The sequence below is a fragment of the Tateyamaria omphalii genome, from assembly GCF_014651375.1.
Lineage (GTDB): Bacteria > Pseudomonadota > Alphaproteobacteria > Rhodobacterales > Rhodobacteraceae > Tateyamaria > Tateyamaria omphalii.
The window spans coordinates 13,944-32,624 of record NZ_BMWT01000010.1; the positions used below are offsets into that span (position 1 = coordinate 13,944).

At 58.2% G+C, this 18,681-nt stretch carries 7 protein-coding genes; 4 read left to right on the top strand and 3 right to left on the bottom strand.

What is annotated here, in order from left to right:
- Positions 1 to 172: 172 nt before the first annotated feature.
- On the top strand, positions 173 to 2,905 hold the full coding sequence (locus IE087_RS23740; RefSeq protein WP_189371727.1) for a calcium-binding protein: 2,733 nt from the start codon (positions 173 to 175) through the stop codon (positions 2,903 to 2,905).
- 32 nt (positions 2,906 to 2,937) lie between these two features.
- Here the strand turns inward: IE087_RS23740 and IE087_RS21975 are convergent, their stop codons facing one another.
- A complete protein-coding gene (locus IE087_RS21975) occupies positions 2,938 to 12,477 on the bottom strand; it encodes an autotransporter outer membrane beta-barrel domain-containing protein (protein WP_189371728.1) in 9,540 nt (3,179 codons plus the stop codon).
- Between IE087_RS21975 and IE087_RS21980 the strand changes: the two genes are divergently transcribed.
- Complete coding sequence (locus IE087_RS21980) at positions 12,476 to 12,679, top strand: hypothetical protein (protein ID WP_189371729.1); 204 nt, start codon at positions 12,476 to 12,478, stop codon at positions 12,677 to 12,679. The two genes, IE087_RS21975 and IE087_RS21980, sit on opposite strands and share 2 nt — an antisense overlap.
- A gap of 59 nt (positions 12,680 to 12,738) precedes the next feature.
- Here the strand turns inward: IE087_RS21980 and IE087_RS21985 are convergent, their stop codons facing one another.
- Positions 12,739 to 15,795 (bottom strand): FG-GAP-like repeat-containing protein, encoded by a 3,057-nt coding sequence (locus tag IE087_RS21985; protein ID WP_189371730.1) that lies wholly within the window; start codon positions 15,793 to 15,795, stop codon positions 12,739 to 12,741.
- 473 nt (positions 15,796 to 16,268) lie between these two features.
- Between IE087_RS21985 and IE087_RS23640 the strand changes: the two genes are divergently transcribed.
- Together IE087_RS23640 and IE087_RS21995 are read left to right on the top strand one after the other, a co-directional pair.
- Positions 16,269 to 16,628 carry a hypothetical protein gene (locus IE087_RS23640; RefSeq protein WP_229801532.1) on the top strand — a complete coding sequence of 120 codons (360 nt, stop codon included), beginning with the start codon at positions 16,269 to 16,271 and terminating at the stop codon, positions 16,626 to 16,628.
- 1 nt (position 16,629) lies between these two features.
- Positions 16,630 to 17,373 (top strand): sulfotransferase family protein, encoded by a 744-nt coding sequence (locus IE087_RS21995; protein WP_189371732.1) that lies wholly within the window; start codon positions 16,630 to 16,632, stop codon positions 17,371 to 17,373.
- 70 nt (positions 17,374 to 17,443) lie between these two features.
- Here IE087_RS21995 and IE087_RS22000 read toward each other — a convergent pair whose 3' ends face one another.
- On the bottom strand, positions 17,444 to 18,667 hold the full coding sequence (locus tag IE087_RS22000) for a tail fiber domain-containing protein (RefSeq protein ID WP_189371733.1): 1,224 nt from the start codon (positions 18,665 to 18,667) through the stop codon (positions 17,444 to 17,446).
- Positions 18,668 to 18,681: the final 14 nt, after the last annotated feature.

Genomic DNA, 18,681 nt, shown 5'->3' on the forward strand with positions numbered 1-18,681 from the left:
GAAAAAAGGCCGTTCGAGAAGGTGTATGCTGACGCAACACCTTGGTTAGCGAAGACTTGCCAGGACCACTAAAATCAAGCGCATAGGTCGCGCCTGTGCCGCATTCGTGCCCGCAAGCCAACCGATAGGCGCACCATGTTTGCCCCGTGGTGAGTAATCCTTGGGGTGTGATATGTCGGTGACGTTCACGACATACGGGGCGGTAACGGTATCGAATGGTGAGGCGCTGGTCGGCGTCATGGACCTTGAGTTGGTTGAGACCGCGCAAGGCGCATTTTTGTTTACGGCCACCCGTGGGGATGGCTGGCTAACGGCTTTTGATCTTGGGACAAACGCCGGAGACACGCGGGAGACCGGCAGCTGGTCGATCCCGGCGCAGTATTTGCAACTTGAGAGCACCGATATCGAGGTGCGCGCAACGGGCGGAAACGGGTATGATCTGTTTCTGGCTGGCCTCGACAGTACTGCGTTGCGCGGCGTGGATGTCACGGTCGGCCAGGGCAACACACAGTTGCGCGGAGGCTTCGATTCATCATCGTCCGGTTTCGATGCAGGCAACATCGCCGAAATGGCCCTTTTGGGAGGTGGCGGCAGTGCATTTGCCGCGCTGCGGTCTGGCGGGTTGGCTCAGATCACCTTCACACCGGACGGAGACATGCAAACCCGCAGCATCGCGCAAGGTGGTCCGATGTCGAGAGAGACAGCCACCGACATTGTGACCACGACCCACAACGGGCAGACCTTTGCCGTTGTGTCTTACGGGTCCGAAGACACCCTGTCGCTGTTTCGAACGTCCGGAACGGGCACGATGCAGCATGTCGTAGACATCGACGCCTCGGATGGTTTCTGGGGGGACCGGCCTGGTGAGATGGTTGTCGTTCAGGGCACTGACGGTGGTTTGTACATTGTGGTGACGTCTTCGGGCAGCAGCACGCTGACCGTTCTGGCCATCGATCCCGATGGCGGTGGAATGGAGGTCGTGGATCATATTATCGACAGTCAGAACACGCGGTTTGACGATGCCTCTTATATCACGTCCGTCATGGTCAACGGCCAGACATTCGTGTTGGCGGCAGGTACGGATTCCGGGTTGAGCTTGTTTGCCTTGATGGCGGGTGGGCGTTTGCAACATGTTGAAACGGTGGCGGGTACCGTTGACGCGCCGCTGCGCGGTATTTCGGGCCTGACGGCAACCGCCACTGACACCGGTGCGCGCATCTTTGTCACGACGCAGGCAGCTCCTTACCTTGTCGAGTTTTCGTTTCATTTGGACAATCCCGGCTTGACCCGCCATGTCGCCGACACAGGCGGCGGGGTGGCTGGTGGCCACGGCGATGACTACCTAAATGGTGGCACCGGTGACGATGTTCTGACCGGCAACGCTGGTGACGATGTGCTGTTTGACGGGGCAGGGGCCGACACGCTGAGCGGCGGGGCAGGGGCTGACCTGTTCATCCTGGCGGATGACGCAGATACGGATGTGATCCTTGATTTTCAAAGGGGTGTCGACCGTATCGACATTTCTGCAATTGGTCTGGTGGGCGGCATCGACAACCTTTTGGTTTTGTCCCGCAGTTGGGGGGCCGAGCTGCGCTATGGTACGGCTGTCATCGAGGTGCGGTCTGCGGATGGATCGAGCCTGACCGCCGGTGATTTCGGAGCCGGGACCATCATTGCCGATGGACGTCCCTCGGTTGATCCCGATGACTACACCGGTGAAGGACCGGCTCCGCCAGATCCGGATCCAGATCCGAACCCCGGCCTTCCTGTCACAAGGCGGGCCGGACCCCAACCGGACGCGCCCGATGTCTTGCAGCAACCGGAATTTGATATGCCGTCAAATCCGCAAGCAAACCGGGGATCAGCAGCAAATGATATGCTGGAATTTGGCACCGGGAATGACATTGTTTTTGGCAATTCGGGCAACGATACGATCATGGCCGGAGACGGCCGTGACAGCGTGAGCGGGGACGGTGGGCAGGACTGGATCGATGGCGGCACCAGCAATGACCTCATTTTTGGCGGTGCCGGGTTCGACACGTTGTTCGGCGACACCGGCAACGACACCCTTGTCGGCGGCGCCCACGCGGATTCTCTTTTTGGCGGCCGCGGGCGGGATATCCTGATCGGCGGGGACGGGTATGACCAGCTTTTTGGGGGCTCCGGCAACGACCGGATGTGGTCTGGCGCAACCGCCGACCGGCTTTATGGAGGAGATGGTGACGACTGGATGAGTGCTGGTATCAACTTTGGGTTGACGACCGATGGTCTTTGGGGGGAGGCGGGCAACGATACGATGTTCGGCGATGCCGGTTTTGATTTTCTGGACGGCGGCGATGGCATGGACCTGATGGATGGCGGCGCGCAGGCTGACAACCTTTATGGCGGCGCCGACAACGATACCCTGTTTGGCGGTCAGGGTCTGGATCGTCTGTTTGGAGGCACCGGCGATGACCAGCTTTTGGGCGGCACCGAGAACGACGGCCACTTTGGCGAGGCGGGCAACGACACTGCATGGGGTGGGTCGGGCAACGACCGATTTTTCGGTGGTACCGGTGATGACATCCTGATGGGGGAGGGGGATCAGGACACGCTGTATGGCGGTGCCGGATTCGATACGATTGTCGGCGGGGCGGGCAATGATCTTTTGTTCGGAAACTTCAACGCTGACCGCTTTGTGTTCGAGGCAGGCCATGGCCATGACACGATCGGTGATTTCAATGCCGCAAACTCACTCGAGTTGATGGATTTTTCGGATTTCGATGGGCTGAATAGCGTTTCCGATGTTCTGTCCAATGCGGTTCAGGTTGGCCGTGACATCGTTTTGACCACCAGCGCGACCAGTTCGATCCGGTTGATCAACGTCAGCCTGTCCGACCTTGGTGCCGATGATTTCATCTTTTGACCGCCCCCCCAAGGAGGGAGCGGTCACAGCCGTCACCGGAGCGGGATCGAGACTTGCACTCTTGCGCCATAGCTTTCGAAATCATCTGCGCCGATGCCGTCGTAGTTCGCGCCAAACTCGAACTTGGCACCATAACGGTTCGTGATCCGCACTGCCGCTTCGATCCGCGCGCGCAAACCATCTGACTCGTTCGAACGGCCGTTGACGATGGTTACACCATCCGTATCGCCGAAATTGTAGATGCCATTGACGGCGAAGGAAGGTTCGATGATCGAATGGTTCCGCCCCTGCATCGTGGTCGAGAAGGTTGGGCCAAAGCGGATTTGTCCCAGTGAAACGGTTTGGCCCGGGATCACCACGTTCAGTGAATCGGTGTAGCTTTCCGCGCGATCCTCGATATAAGACAGGCTCAGGTTCGGCGTTACAACCCAGTTTTCCCAATTGTAGCTGCCCGATAGAGATGCATCGATCAGCAGGCGATCTGTATCAAACTCGTCCGCATAGGTTCCGAAGGGGCTGATCGTGTTGGTCGACTGACCATAGGCCAACCGTCCGTCAAAGATCAGGTTCGGTGCGATCCGCGCGGTGATGTAAGGCCCAAACATCCAGCCGTCGCCTTCAATCGTGGCGCCACCGTCATCGCCGTCATCCAGGCTGTCGACAGACAACATCAATCCGACAAGCAGGTTTTCGTTCACCAGGTAGTCGCTGCCCAGATGTGCGATACCGAAATGCCCGTCTGATCCCTGGCTGGCCTCATATCGGTTATAGGACGCTTCGAACCAGACGTCCCAGCGGCTGGGTGTCCAGCGCTGCGTGTTCCCATCCTCTCCGTCGAAGGCGAGGCGGAACATATGTGCCGAGCGCTGAATGTCGTTCAGTGATGTCGAGATCGAGTAGGACCCGGACCCGATGGATAAAAGGTTGAAGCCCAGCGGGTTCATCGAGGCAAGGTTGCCTTGTTGGAATTGCAACACCTGGGTGCGGCCAATGCCTTGGTTCAACCGTGCCATACGTCGAGAAGAAGATGGTCCGTTGCTAAGCAGCAGATTGTTGCGGCGGTTCAGGAACGCGTTGATCTGGTCAACCGTTTCCTGACGTGTGCTCAGGCTTGAGAAGGTGCAGGTCAGGCTTTCCAGCGGATCAAGCACGATTGTCACTGTGCCGGTACTTGCCACCGCGACACTGTCCGCATCGGAGCACACAACCGAGGTGTTGCCTACTCCCTCGGGGCGGTTCTGAACGACAGTGTAGGTGTTGGCGGGAAGGTCAATCGGACCAAAGCTGCCAGTGCCGCCTGCCGTACTGATCGCAAAGTTCAGCGCCGATGTTGCCGACGTAAAGGAGAATGTATCGTCGGCGCTGCTGTTCTGTATGAACGTGATTGATCCGTTGGGGTTGTTCACCACGACAAGCGGTGCATCTGGGGTTGAAACGCCTGTATCACCCAGCGAAGAGGTCAGGTTGCCCGTGGGTGCACCCGTTGTGCCTTCGGTCAGCGACGTCACATCGGCAGAGACCGAGCATTGCGATCCGGCGCTTATGCTCCCCCCGGCGAGGGATATTGTTGATCCGTTAGGGGATGCAGTGACCGCACCGCCACAGGTATTGCTGGCGTCAGGTGTTCCCGTCAGTGTCAGACCGGCAGGTAGGGTGATGTTGAACCCGAGCCTGCTGGCGCCAATGCGGTTCGCGCTGTTGTCGATAGCAAATGTGACCCGTGTCGTTCCGCCCTGGGCAATCGTGGTGGGCGAGAAGCTGCTGGCAAAACCAGGGGCAGGAGCCGCTGTTATGCTGAGGGTGGCAGAGGTCGCGGCCGTCGATCCCAGAGAGGTTTCCAGCGTCGTTGTCGATGCGCTGAATGTGCCGACGCTGGTTCCCGTGATATCCACGGACACGGTACATGTGTTGCCTGCATCAATTGCGCCGGATGCCAGCGAAACGGATGTTGTGCCAGCGGGCGCAGACACTGAGCCTGTTCCGCAGCTTGTCGACGCATTGGCCGGTGTTGCAATCGCCAGTCCGCTGTCGAGTGTTGTCGTGAAGGCCGCGTTCGTGGCGTTGACCAGTTGGGCGCTGTTGTCGATCTCGAATGTCAGCGTGCTGACCCGACCCTGATCGATGCTGGATGGGGTGAAGCTGGCGGCGAGGGTCGGCGTATTGGCCGGGGTCACAGTCAGTGTCTGGGATACAGTACCGCTGTCGCCGAGGCTGCTGGTCACGGTCGCGGAAACAGACGGTGATCCATCGAGGACTGCACGCAAGCTGACATCGACAGTGCAGGTACCTCCGGACGGAACAGTGCCGCCAGAAAGCTCAAAGCTGGCTCCACCGCCGGTGGTCGTGATCATGCCACTGCCACATGTCGTGCTCGCGCTGGGTGTGGGTGCGATTGTCAGCTCGGACGGCAAAGTGAGGCTGACAAAAAGGTCAGAGGCACCAACAAGCGCCGTCGAGTTGTCTATGGTCAAGGTCAGGGCGGAGACATCGCCCCGAACAATGCTTGACGGATTGAGAGCGGCGCTCAGTGTCGGTACCGGCGCGGCGGTTACCTCGAATGCCGCGGTCATCTGGCTGCTGTTGCCTTGGGAGGAGCTTGCCGAGAAGACACCTGTGCCGTTGCCAACCGTTGCCGACGTGGCGGTCACAGAGACCGTGCAGCTCGCGCCGACGGCAATCGTACCAGATTGCAACTGGACTGAATTGGATCCTGCGGTTGCAGCCGTCGTTCCGCCACAGCTGTTGTTCAGGTTGGCGGGATCTGCAATCGTCAATCCAGTTGGCAGGCTGTGGGTAAAGGCAACATCTGTCACTTCGACCGATGCGACGTTTACTATGTCAAAACTGACCGTCGTCAGGCCACCCTGCACAACGGTCGAGGGAGCGTAAGCCAAGCCCAATGTCGGCACGGGACCTGTGCTAACGGTCAGATTGGCCGAGGCAGGGCCGCTGTTACCAAGGGTCGACGTCAAATCACCGGTCGTGGCCGTCGATGCGGCGGCAGTTGCCGAGGTGACATCCACCGAAATCTCGCACGTCGCACTCGCTAGCAACGTGCCACCCGAGACAGTCAGGGTGTTGGATGCCGTTGTCGCACTGATGGTGGCCCCACAGGTGTTGGCGATGTTTGGTGTATCCGCGATGACAATTCCGTTCGGGAAGTTGGCGGCGAAGGCCAGATCATCGGCGGCCAGCAAGGCAGTGCTGTTGTCGATCTGATAGGTTACGGTCGAAACTTCACCCTGCAGGATAGAATCCGGGGTAAAGGAGGCGGTGAAACCCGGCACTGGAGCGGCTTGCAATGTCAGTGTCGCGTTTGCACCCGCAGCCGTGTCCCCCAGCGAGGTTTCCAGCACGGATGTTGTCACAGTTTGCGACGCTGCCAAGGCGGTGGAAATCACGTCAAAGCTAAGCGTGCAGGTGCTTCCCGGCGCCACGAACCCACCAGCATATGTTGCCGACGATGCGCCTGCAGTCGCAGTGAGTGTGCCCGCAGAACACGTGGTGGCTGCGTTGGGTGTGGCTGCCACCGCCATATCGGTTGGCAGCGGGACCGACAGCCTCAGGCTCTGCGCTGCGACAAGCGCACTCGTGTTGTCGATGGATACTGTCAGCGTCGACGTGCTGCCCTGCACCACGGTATCAGGCGTGAAACTCGCGTTCAGGGTCGGAATTGGTGCCGCATTGACTGTTAGCACCGCTGCAGCGGTGCCGCTGTCGCCCAGCGATGTCACGAGGGCGCTGGTTGTGCTTGTGAAGCTGCCGGATTGCAGGGTCTGTACGTCCACGGCGTAGGTACACACCTGCCCGGCGGCCACGGTGATGCCGGACACAGACACGGTATCGCTTGTCAGTGTCGTGCTCCCCGGCACCGATGGGGTGCCCGATGTAGGTGTGCCGCAGGACGCGGAGAGGTTGGGTGTGCGTGCGATGGTAATGCCGGTAGGCAGTGTATCGGTGAAGCTTCCACCCGTTGCGGCAATCAGGTTTGCGCTGTTGTCGATGGTGATCTCCATTCGTGACAACGCACCCTGAATGACCGTGTCAGGGGTGAATGACTTGGCGAATGTCGGCACGTCTGCAGCCGTCACGGTGAGGACAGCGTTGGCATTTGCCGAGCTTCCCAGAGACGATGTCACATTCTGGGTGCTGAAGGTCTGTCCACCAACCCCCAACCCAACAACATCGACTGACGTGGTGCATGAGGCACCAGCGGCCAGTGATGTTGCAGTCACCTGCAATCCGCCTGCAGTTGCAGAGATGTTGTTGCCGGTACAGTCCGAACTTGCATTCAGCGTCGATGCCGCGATGGCTCCGGCAGGAAAGACGAGGTCGAGCGCAATGGTATCCGCGGATATCAAGGCGCCCGTATTGTCCAGTTCAAGCGTCAGGCGTGATGTGCCACCTTGCGCAACGGTCGTCGGCGCGACGCTCAATGCGACCAGAGGGGCAGGGGCGTCCGTGACTGTCACAGAGGAGGCTGCGATGCCGCTTTGTACGCCTGTGGGGGTGTCGAACGTATCCAATGTGTTGGCGTAGGTCGCGGCCACGGCGCTGCTGATGTCGACCGATATGGTACATGTGCCACCCAAGGGGATTGCGCCGCCCATGTAGCTGAGTGTGCTACCGCTCGCCGTTACCGTGCCGCCTGTGCATGTGGTCGCTGCATTGGGTGTGTCCGCGATGACCAGGTTGGCAGGCAGCGCGTCTGTCAGTGTTGTGACCACGGCGTCGATCGCTGCGCCTGTGTTGTCGAGCGTGTAGGTCAGGGTGGCCGTTGCGCCTTCGACAAAGCTGTTTGGTGCTATTGCCGCCGTCACTGTCGGGGCAGGGGCTGCTTGCACCGTCAGGGTGGCTGTCGGTGAGCTTGGGCTGGACACGGTGCCGAAATCAGACCCGAAGCTGTCGGGTGTTGTTGCGAAGGCCCCGATTTGGGCCGAAACCACGTCGACATTGACCGTACAGCTTGCGCCTGCCGTCAAAGTTCCGCCTGACAGCGCGACGGATGTGCCACCCGCCGTGGCCGAAACGCTGCCGCCCGTGCAGGTGGTGCTGGCGTTGGGTGTTGCCGCCACGGTCACACCCGATGGCAAGGTCTGGCTGAGTGCGATGCCGGTTGTATCGACTGCTGCCGCAGCACTGGTGAGTGTAACCTGATAGGTCGACACTTCACCCTGACGCACTGTTGTCGGTGTGTAGGACGACGCAGCCGTGACCGTGGGTGGGGTGGTGGTCGTGACGCCCGCGGATGCGCTGCTGCTGGTGCCGAGGCTGGAGGTCAGGTCGCTCGTTGTGTTCGTTTGGGTACCAACCTCGGTTTGTAGGACGTCAACTTGAATGGTGCAGCTTGCACCGGCAGCTACGGACCCACCGGTATAGGCAAAGCCGTTCGTGTCTGCTGTTGCGGTCAGAGTGCCGCCTGAACAGGTCGTGCTTGCATTCGGCGTCGCAGCAACGACGATCCCCGTTGGCAGTGGGTCGCTCACGCTCAGCCCGGTTGCTGCGATTGCAGCCGCAGTGTTGTCGATGGTGAGTGTGACGGTGTTTGTCAGACCCTGTTCGACAGATGCCTGTGCAAATGCTTTGGCGAGCGTCGGCGGCGTTGCCGGTGTGACGATTAGCGTGGCAGAAGGGCCGCTTGCCGTTCCCAGCGAGCTTGAGAGATCGCCACTGGTGTTGACGAAGTTGCCATCGGTGACTGCACGCACGTTTATTGCGACGGTGCAGGTTGCCCCGGCCGCGACAGACCCGCTGGTGAGGCTGATTGTGCTCGTCCCGGCCACGGCTGTCGCCGTTCCACCTGAACAGCTTGTCGTTGCGTTTGGTGTTGCAGCCACAACCAGTCCGACAGGCAATGTGTTGGTAAAGGCCAAATCGTTCGCCGGTATCAGGGCGCCGGTGTTGCTGATCGCGAAGGTCACGCGCGATGTTTCGCCTTCGACAATCGTGTCGGGTGCGAAGGCTTGCGCAAAGCCGGGTGCGGGTGCGGGCGTCACGGTGAGCGTGAACGTCTCGGCCGTCACAGGCCCCAGTGCTGTTGTGACCGTTGGGGTTGCCGGTGTCTGGGCACCAGTTGTCACCGACGTGATGTCAACTGCAATGCTGCAACTGCCTCCGGCAGCAACAGTGCCGGATACGACACCGAATACGGTGCCGGTGAGGGGCGTGCCGCCACAGGTGTTGGACAGGTTCGGGGTCGCGGCAATCTCTACGGTTCCGAGTGCTTGGGAGATATTGAGGCCGGTAAGCGCGTCACCGCTGGCTGCATTGCTGACGGTGTAGGTCAAACGTGCCGTCCCGCCCTGTGCGATCGTCGCTGGCGCCACTGCTGCCGTGAAACTGGGAGGTGCCGCAACGACGTTGAGTGTGGCGGCTGTGCCGTCTGCAACTGTCAAACCGTTGTCTGTCACGTCGCTGGTCGTGCCTGTGAAGCTGCCTGCGGCCAGCACGGGCAGGGTGACTGTTGCAGTCACTGTGCAGCTCTCGCCTGCCAAGACCGTGCCGCCCGCAAGTGACAGTGAAGATGTCCCGGACAGGGTCGCGCCGCTGCCGCAGGTGGTTGTCGCGCCGGACACCGTCGCGCCGGGGATATCGGTGCCGATATCATCAGAGAAGCTGAACCTGTTCAGATCGCCGCCCCCGACTGGGTTGTTGACCGTGTATGTGACTGTTGTGCTGCCTGACGATGGCACTGTGTTGGGAGAGAATGCCTTGGCAATGGCTGGCGCACTGGCGCTGAATACCCTGACTTCCGCCGACACGGCGTCGATGAAAACTGGGGTGCCGCTGAACATCGCGGTGATGGCTGACGTCGTGTTGGTATAGGTTCCGTCGCTTGTCGCTGCTGGAATCGAGACCGAGAACGCGATTTGACAGCTGCCGTTGCCTGTGACCTGCCCGCTCGAAACGCTCAAGGTGCCAGAGCCAACCCCAGATACGGTGGCGCCGCACGTGTTTGTGTCGATTGATGCAATTGTGGCACCCGTGACAAAGCTTGTTACGTCATCCGTTAGGCTGATGTCGGTCACATCAGTTGAGGTCTCGGCGGTGAAATCCAGTACGGCTTGAACGGTGCCGCCTGCGACGATGGTCGTGCTGTCAAACGACTTTCGTGCAAAAAACCCGGTGCGCGTGACCGCTATGTTGGCAGATGCAGTGTTGAGAACACTTGCTGTCCCACCCACAGTCATTGTCAAAGCGCTTGTCGTGGTCGTGACGTCCGAGATTGGCAAGGTGGTGGGCGCAACCAAAGTCACCTGGAAAGAGCAGCTTGATCCCGCAGGGACGTTCAGGCCGGTCGCGATCAGGAATGTTGTCCCTGAAATCGCGGACCCGGTGCCGCATGGCTCAGCCGGGAGCCCAGTTGCCGACAACCCGCTGATTGCACTTGGCAGGTTATGCGTGAAAAACCCGCCGGTTGCGCTGGATGAGGCGCTGTTGTTGGCGATGGTGTACGTGGCTGTTACCGTGCCGCCCGGCACCAGCGGGCCGCCTGTTATGTCCAGATCAAAGGTCAAGGATTGCGTGGCGAGTATGCCTGCCACGGACCCAAAACGCAGTGTGTTTGTGGGCGCGGATGTGGGTGTTGCTGTGATATCTGACGTGGTGATTGTCGCCGATGTGTTTTCTGGTGCTGAGGCGGGCACGTTCACGGTCAGCGTGATATCACAGGATGCACCTGCACCAAGCGTGCCGCTGGAATAGCTATAGCTTGATCCGCTATTTGCTACCGAACCACCGCAGGTGTTGGAGTCGACCGAGGCAACAGTCAGACCGGACAATCCAGCACCCAGATCATGCGAAAAGGCGATGTTTGAAAGCGCTTCGGCATTCTCGGCACTTGCTGTTAGGGTCGTAACAAGCGTGCTGGTCGCGCCGGGCAAAACGGGTCCGGAGAAGGTTTGAATCGCTGTCAGATCCAAGCCGCCAGACACTTGGATCGTGTTGGAAAAGCTTGGCAGCAGAAAGGTTGTGCCGACAACGGCCGAAACTTGATTTGTGGTGACTTGGTAAGTGCTGCTTGGTGCGTCACCGCTGATGTTTTGCACGATGTCAAAAGTGCAGCTTCCGCCAGGCGCCAGTTCGAGGTCGGACGCTTGAACAGCGACCATGTCGATCCCGGTGGAAACGACCGCAAACGTACTGGATGTTCCGCAAGATCCGGCAGAGGGCAGAGTGAACTGCGCGGCACTCGACGCGCCTTCGGCAAAGGTTGCGCGGAACTGACCGTCCGTCATCGCTGTGCTGCTGTTCTGGTTCTGAACGGTGTAACGCACCGTTGCTGTGCCACCTGCCGTGGACGTGCCAATTACCCGTGCCGAAAACAGGGGCAGACCACCGGAAACAAAAAGATCATCCGTGGTGGAATTGCCTGTGACCGTCCCGCCGCCAAACTGACCGCTCACTGAGCCGGTCGGCAACGCAAAGGTGCCTTCGCTGGTGCCCGCATCCAAAGTGTAGCGCGCGACAATCCTGCAATCGCGATCCGTGGTTGTGACCAAGCCGCCGCTATACGTGATGTTGTTTCCACTTGAGGCAGCAAAGCTCCCGCCGCAATTGTCGGATAGGACCGATGAAAGCGTCATCGCGGGCAAACCGGTTGTTCCGATGGTGTCTGTAAAACTGACATTGGTCAGGTCAGACGAACGATTGCGGTTCGCGATGCCATATTGGATGTCGACTGTTCCACCGGGCACGGCACTTTCAGTGATCCGTTTCGTCAGGAAAGGCGCATCTGTGACAGGCCCTTGTACCGTGACAGCCGTCGAGGAGACGGATGTGAAAAACTGGTTGAAGAAGAAGGTGGAGAAGGCGTTGTACAGTGCGGTATACGAGTTCACCGCAACCACATGTGTTCCGACTTCCACGCCACGGGCGCCGATGGAAACGGTACATGACGAACCTGCTGCCAGGACAGGAACACCCGTTGGTGCGACGGTTGAATTGTCGAGTGAGAACGTGTTGCTTGCCGTATCGACCGTGATGCCCTGATCCGACGGCAAAGCGCAGGTTGTTGAATACTCATCCCCATTCAGTTCCAGCCCCGCAGGCAGTACGGCGTCGAAATCAAATGCGCCGAATTCGCGTGTTGCAGCTGCGTCTGTAGCGAACGTGAAATTTAGCGTGACACGCTCACCCAAGTTGATGGTGGATGGTGTCGCGGACAGTTGCAGCCCGAGACTTGATGTTGCGCCGTCAACGTTCAACATCGCTGTGCCGCTCATCGCGCTGCCCGTACTGGAGGTCAGGTTCAAGACCGGGAACGTGAAACTGGCTGCGGTGGCGCTTGGCATCACCTCAACATCGATCTGACAGCTACCTGAAGGTGGAAGTGTTCCGTCAGCGAAGGTGAGTGTGTTGCCGCCGCTCAGGGTTGCGGTTGCGGACAGGCCGCAGTTTTGCGTGACCTGCGATTGGAACGTGACACCTGCGGGCAAGGCGTATGTGAATGCCAAATCGCGGACCGGGGTGGGGTCGGGGTTTGCAATGGTGATGTTGAGGTCCGCTCCGCTGCCAGGACCAATTGTGGTCGGCGCCACTGACAATCCAACGGTGGGTTGTGCGGTGGCCATGGCAGCAAGCCCCAGCAGAAAAACGAAAGCTGCGCAAAAGCGAGTAAACACCATCGAAGAAATGGATTTAAGCATAACCAAAACCTTGTTGTCCCGTGCCCACCGCGCTCGCGCGGCGCGCGTGCGTACCCAAATGACAATGGGCGGATTAATGCCACTCTTTGCGCTGAAATCCGCGCAGTCAAAACCTGTGGTTGTTTGACGGACAATTTCTTTGGTGTGCTGCGATAATGGCACACGAAAACGTGTGTTTTCGTTAGGTCAAGGAAGGCGGCTTACAGAATAGGTGAAACCGGCGTCCAGCGGGCCAGAAATGGTTGTCTGTCCGCCCCCGAGCCAGTCCACGATGATTTTGTCTGCAGCTGGTGCCGCCCCCAATCCGAAATGAACAAGGGGCGCATCATAGGACATGAACCCGCCACCCAGCTGAATTTCCCGACTTTGGGTCAGGCCATCGGGTGTGATCAGCCGAACAATTGCACCAATCCCGTCGCGATTGCCCTTTTGGTCGTCGAGCCGAATGACCAATCCGCGTGCTTGGGTGTTGTTACGAAACACGGTGATCGGGCCGTTGACCGGATGGGTGACCATATCCAGATCTCCGTCGCCATCCATATCGAATTTGGTTGCCGCAGCGGTCATGAGGTAGTCCTCAAGCCCAAACGGTTCGGATGCTTCAGCAAAAGTACCATCAGCCTGATTGTGAAAGAACAGGTTGGAGGGCGAAACCTCGTTTGGGACCCATGTGCCGTTGACGATATAGACATCCTGCCAGCCATCATGGTCGAAATCAGCGATCTTTGTGTCCCAGCTCCATCCGCCAACATCCAGGCCAATCTCTTCGGCCACATCGGCAAACTGCGCGCCGTTCCATTGCAGCAGGACATTTGAACGCAGGATTTGCGGGTGCGTGACATCAACCTCGGCCTGAGTGGGCTGGCGTGCGGGTTTGAAGTGAATGTCGCAATACGCACGTGGGATCGGCTGATTTACAGGGATCAGTGCGCAAATACTGGGATCGCGGCGTTGGATGGCAAGGTCCTTGACCAGCATGGCGCGGCACTCATCAGCCAGCCGTCCCGACAGGCTTTGGCACCGGTTGGCATAGCTGGCGTCAAAGCTGTTTCCCGACCGATACCATTCCTTGATTTCCATGTTTGTCTGGCAGATTTGCTTGGCGTCCGCATCGGCAATACTGCTGCAATAGGCATCAAGGTCCTGCATTTTTAGCGTTTCTGACACCCCCGAAGAACGGCCGGCAATCTGCGCAAGGTAAATGTCAGGGTGACCGGTATTCATCAGGTCACCTGTCTTGATTGCCATCGTTGTCGTGGTGGTGTGCGGGATCATGTTTGATGCGGCTTCGATCATCTCGAACCCACCGCTGCCATTGCCGCGATAGAAATAGTCGGGGATGTCGAAATCATTGCCAACGAGTAGATCAATCGCTCCGTCGGCATCTATATCGGAAAACAGAATACTGAGGGTTTCACCCGGAATGCCGGGCAAGTCGGAATAGGTTTGACCTGATAGCTGACCCTCGTCGTTCCAGATCAGGCGGTTCCGGGATTCCTCGCCGGGAATGCGGCGATACCATCCGGCAGCCCAGTTCCCAACGGCCATGTCCAGATCGCCATCACCGTCCGCATCTCCAAAGCTGAGCGCCATGGCCAAGATAGCATCTTGCCTGTTCTGGATCGGGCGCAGTGCGGAAACATCGAACTGACCACGGTTGTTTGGAACCACAAACATACCGTTTAAGTAGGTGGCGATCACCAGATCGGGCCATGTGTCATTGTCCAAGTCCACCATCGCTGCATGAAAGACCGGCAAGTTGGCCAGGGGACCGAGATCAAGCGGCACTCTCGCAAACTGTCCGGTGCCGTCATTTGAATAGAGATACAGCCCCACCTCGGTCGAAGCGATGGCAAGGTCGATGTCCCCATCCCGGTCGAAATCAGCGGATGACAGGCTGCGTCCTTCCCAAAAAGGGGGCCACATATCGCGCATCGAGAATTCAACGGGTTTGTCGATCCCGATTGTATTTGCCTCGAGCCGGGTGAAAGTCTGGTTTGCTGCAGGGGATGGTGGTGCAAGCGGGGTCTTGGATACTTCAACCGTATCGCCGGTTGTTGTGACCGGCATTTCACTTGCAGCGGCGGCCCACATCATCGGGCGTGTCTGGGCATCGCTTTGCAATAGCAGATCAAGGGCGCGGTCAGATTGCCAAGTATAGTAGCGCTGCGCGCCTATGCCGCCCAGAACCCCAAGCACGACGACTGCGGTGGCCATGCCAACCGCGGCGCGGCGGCCCAAGGACTGCCAAACGATAAAGAAAGAGTAGATCGAAAAAGTACCCAACGTGAACAGTAGGGCCATGACGTAGCCATGGGCGAGTCCGGCGGCCAACATGGCTGCGGTGACAACCACATCGAATGCGATGGGAACGGGCAGGAACACCCCGATGATGGCGATGATCAGCAGGGCGACCAGCGAGTATGGTAGTCCGACCACCAGATCTTGCGGCAGTAGGGTCGCGACCGAAGCCCCCAACGCGCCTGCCAGCAACATCAGCGGCACCGTCATCTTTATGATGTACCAAAGGTTCTGTCCAAAGGCCTGCACGATGGCGAGAACAGCCGAGAGTAGACTTTCTTGCTGTCTGTGAATGCTGACAGGGTCAGGGAGGGGGCAAATGATTTCGTCTTGCGGAAGTTCGCGTTGGGGCAGGGTGCGCGCAATTAGGGGAACCAAAACCAAGATCATGACAAGGCTGAGCGCGATCTTGGTCACGGCCAGATAGAACGGCAGGAGGGAAAACAACATCGTCAGGACAATCACGTTCAGTGTCGGTGATGCGATCATTGCGGCAAGGGTTGTTTCGGCACGCAGCCCGGCGGAATACATGCCGCGTGCAATAGGGGCCGCACAGTTCACGCAGACCCCAAGCGGCGTGCCGATCACAAGGCCAAGGGCCGCATTGGAAAACCCGCCCGAAAAACTTCGACGTTGCACGTATGGCATGAAGGTCAGGAAGCCAGCTGCGAACAGGATGCCAAAGGTCATCCCCTTCTTGTTGGTGTCGATCCAGTTGATCGTGCTCCAGAACATGCGTTCGAGCACGGACATATCCGGTGTCAAAGGAACGAGTGCTTCGAAACTGAGCGAATCCTCAAGCTGGATCGCGCCAGACATCATCGCCTTTTCATCAAGGGCTGGATAGCGGGAGCCAGTCCAGAACAGAACTGCAAGCACGATCAGAATGCAGAATGCCAACAACATCCGCGTATGGCGATCCGGGTCTGCAATCGTGCTCATGTCAGGTCCCCCAGTGGTCTCGTATTCTACTGACCGGTTTGCTCTTTGCTAGGGCGTCTGTACAAGACACATTGCAAAGTGTGGAGACAGCGTTGGGCACTTATGACAGCCGGTCCGGGATGAGGCGTTTTCAGCCTGAAGCGCCCTTGTATTTCAGCCATATTCCAAAGTGTGCGGGTTCGTCTGTCCTGTCCGCGCTGCAGCACTGGTTTGAACCCAACTTTCATACCTTGCAACGTTACCTGCGCAGGCCGGACGTTTCGGATTGTTTGCCCGAACTGCAAGCACGGCAGTGGACAGGATTGGTTGCTGGACATTTCAACCGAGCGCGCGGATTTGGGCTGGAAGGCTTCTGGCCGCAAGACAAGCAGATTATCACCTTTGTACGTGATCCATGGGATAGAGTCGTGTCCGGATACTTTTTCCGCAAGCACAGGGTACACAAAAACCCCAGATTCAAGGCCGTAGCGGCAATGGATGTTGATACTTATCTGGCCGGTTGGCCTTATGAGGACCCAATCATGGGGCCCCCGATGTCGAATTTCCTGCCGCCGATACATGACGCAAGCGAAGTGGCCGACGTGTTGGACGCAAGCTGTGTTGCTGTGGGTGTGGTGGACCAGTTCGAGACATCCATGCGGATCTTTTCCCATGTCTTGAACCGACCCCTCCCAGAGACATGGAGCGTCAAGAAAAACACGGCGCCGCGCACGTTCGAAGTGTCCAACGACCTGCGCGATGCGTTCCGTGACCGCAATCCATTGGAATATGCAATCTATGACTGGGCGGGCGCACGCGTAAAGCAAATGGCGACGGCGGCTTTGGGGAAGTGACATGAGCGGGTATGTCGATTTCATAGTGGCCGGGGCACAGAAATCCGGAACAACCGCGATGCGGCATTTTTTGTCTGCACATCCACAAATTGGCATGCCGCGCGCAGACATAACCGAGCCGCATTATTTTTCGAGGCGATACAAGACAGCGCAGCCCGGCAACTACGCCCCGTATCACGCGCTGTACGATGATGTCGGATTGGCCAAGGTGACATGCGATGTCACACCGATCTACGTGTACCTGCGCGGGTGCCTTGAACGGGCGCACGCATACAACCCGGATATGAAGGTAGTTGTGATCCTGAGAAACCCGGTTGATCGCGCCTACTCCCAGTGGAACATGGAGCGTCGCCGCGGCAAGGAAACCAGATCATTCCTGAGTGCTTTGGCCCATGAGCTTTGGGTGTGGGGTCGGGAAGGACAGCATCCGGTGTATTCCTACCTGCAACGGGGGTTGTACGCACGCCAGATACGTCATTTGACGTCCGTTTTCCCAGAGGATCAGTGCAAGTTCATCAAGCACGAAGACTTCAAATCCAATTACGCGGAGACGTTGAAAGGTGTTTTCGCGTTTTTGGGGGTCAACGTGAATGTGCCCATCCCCGCATGGCAAAGCATCCACACGCAAGACTACAAGGCAATGCCGAAGGCAACTCGGCTCCTGCTAAGGCAGTTTTTTTCTGCTGACATCCGACAAACAGAAGCCCTGTTGGGGTGGGATTGTACAGATTGGCGTCGGTCCTAACCTGAGGCAAAGAAAAGGCCCGGAACAAACACTGCTCCGGGCCTTGCTTCAGATAGGGTTTGGAACCGCCTTAGTTTTCGATCTGGCGTTCCAGCTCGGACAAGCGCGCTTTCAACTCAGTGTTTTCGCTGGCAAGCGCCTGAATGGCCGCCAGAGCAACACCGCTGGAGTCGAGATTGGAGATACCCAGATCTGTCGCACCCGTGCCAAATGCAGCATAGAAATCCTGCGCCATCGGGCCAATGTGACGGATGCCTTTGTCGGCATCCTGTTTGTATGTCCAATACGACACGGGCAGTGCGCGCACTTTTTGCAGGATGTCATTTTGATCGACAGGCTCGATCCCGGTTTTGCGGTTTCGGTCGGACCCTTCGGTTAATGTGCCAAGGATGGTCAGGTTGCCAGACTGATCAAGGATCAGTTCATTGTCGCCGTTGGTGCGATCCTGGAAAACAAAAGTGCTGCCGCCCGACATGGACCAGTTCCCCGTCTGCGCTGCGTTGCCGGCGCCCAGAAGCTCAATCCGTGGACGGCCTTGGGTGTTTTCCACCTTAAGCATGGTTTGGTTGCCAGAGGCAGCGTTGTTGCGCACATGCAAAACTGTGTCTGCGCCAACTCCGCTATCCGTGTCCGAGATCAACAAAGAGCCAATCGTATGCAGATCAGCATCTGGTGAAATTGTGCCAAGACCGATATTGTTGTTGGCCGCAATAACCAGAGAGTTGGTATCGGCACCGGGGACGATCTTAAAGGGCAGTTGGCTGCCGTTTGTTACGTCCCGCACGAAGAAGTTGCTTTCGTTGGCCGCGATATCGAAGGTCTGTGGCGTGAAGCCTGATGATCCGTTCTGCTCAAGGCGCAGGGTCGGGCTGTCGCCGTTGACGACATGCGCTTCGACAACGGGTGTGGCAGTGCCCATACCGACGCGCCCGCCGTCGTCAACATAGAGTGAATTGGACGGCGCGCTGGCTTCGATGGTGAAAGGTGTTCTGTTGTTATCGATGTCATCGATAGAGAACTTGTTTGCACCGCCGTTCGACGTTTCATTGAACGTGATCTGCCAATCGACCGTCGGGAAACTCGCGGAATTTGACGTATCCTGTGCCCTGATCCGCAGGTTGTTTTCCTTCAGTCGGATTGTGTCAAAGCCAAAGCTTTCGCCATTTGAACAGTCGATGCCGACGCAAAGCGATCCTTGAACGATCACATCCGACGTAAAGTTCTGCGCGTATAGGGGGGTCGATAGCGCGCCGATCCCCAATGCAGCAGCGACCTTGAAAATTGGATTCTTCATTTTGCTTTTCTGTC